The sequence below is a fragment of the Oerskovia sp. NPDC056781 genome (genome assembly GCF_042789955.1).
Classification (GTDB): Bacteria; Actinomycetota; Actinomycetes; order Actinomycetales; family Cellulomonadaceae; genus Oerskovia; species Oerskovia rustica.
Genome location: NZ_JBHUAD010000397.1, coordinates 1 through 1,384 on the forward strand (window position 1 = coordinate 1; position 1,384 = coordinate 1,384).

The window sequence follows — 1,384 nt, forward strand, 5'->3', positions numbered from 1 at the left end:
GGGGTCGCGCGGGCCAGTGGCGCGTGGCGGACGGGCGGACCCGCTCAGGACGCCTTGCGCCTGCGTCCCACGAGCACGAGGTCGTCGCGGTGCACGATCTCGCGGTCGTACCCCTCGCCCAGCCTGTCGCGCAGCTCGTGCGTCGAACGCCCGAGCAGGTCCGGGATGTCGCTCGAGTCGAACGCGACGAGGCCGCGCGCGATCACGCGCCCGTCGGGCGCGACGAGCTCGACGGGGTCGCCCGCGTCGAAGTCGCCCGTGACGCCGACCACGCCCGCGGGCAGCAGCGACGCGCGCCCGCCCAGGACCGCGGTGACCGCTCCCTCGTCGAGCTCGAGGCGCCCGCGGGTGCGGGCGGCGTGCGCGAGCCACAGGCGCCGGCGCGTCGTGCGCTTGCCGGTCACGGCGAACCACGTCCCGACCTCGCGCCCCGCGAGGGCGCCCTCGGCGTGCGCGGCCTTGGTCAGGACGACCGGGATGCCCGAGCCCGTCGCGATGCGCACCGACTCGAGCTTGGTGAGCATGCCGCCCGTCCCGATCGAGCTGCCGCGGCCGGTGACCTCGATGCCCTCGAGGTCGAGCGCGGACCGGACCTCACGGATCCGCTGGGTGCCGGGGCGCGAGGGCGGACCGTCGTACAGGCCGTCGACGTCGGTCAGCAGGACCATCGCGTCGGCGCGGACCAGGTGCGAGACCAGGGCAGCGAGGCGGTCGTTGTCGCCGAAGCGGATCTCGTCCGTCGCGACCGCGTCGTTCTCGTTGACGACCGGCACGATCCCCAGGTCCAGCAGACGCTCGAGCGAGCGCTGCGCGTTGCGGTAGTGCCCGCGGCGGATGGTGTCCTCGGCCGTGAGGAGCACCTGGCCCACGCGGATGCCGTACTCGGCGAACGCCTGGGCGTAGCGGGCGACCAGGAGGCCCTGGCCCACCGAGGCCGCGGCCTGGGCCGTCGCGAGGTCGCGAGGTCGTGCGCTCAGGCCGAGCGGTCCGATCCCCGCGGCGATCGCCCCCGACGTCACGAGCACGACCTGCCCACCCGCCGCGTGGCGGGCTGCGATCACGTCGACGAGCGCGTGGAGGGCAGGGACGCTGAGGTGCCCGTCCGGTCCGGTGAGGGAGGAGGAGCCGATCTTGACGACGACGCGGTGGGCCGTGGCGACCTGGGAGCGTGCGGAGAGCGCATTCACGGGCTCATCATCCCGCGCCGGGCGCCCGGGCGGGGCGCCGTTTCAGCGTGTGACACCTCACGGTGGGGCGGCGTGGGCACCGTCTCCCCGACCGGCCCGACGGCGTCGCTCCCCTCCGGGCGCCCCGTCTCGCCCGCCCGAAGGCTCGGCGCCACCCGGGGACGCCGCAGGGCGGGCACGACCCGAAGGGCCGTACC

The 1,384-nt window shown here is 75.8% G+C and carries 1 protein-coding gene; it reads right to left on the minus strand.

Annotated features, from left to right (window positions below):
* Window positions 1-44: 44 nt before the first annotated feature.
* Window positions 45-1,187 (minus strand): glutamate 5-kinase, encoded by a 1,143-nt coding sequence (gene proB / locus ACFRCR_RS18710; protein WP_377679688.1) that lies wholly within the window; start codon window positions 1,185-1,187, stop codon window positions 45-47.
* Between the last annotated feature and the right edge of the window lie 197 nt (window positions 1,188-1,384).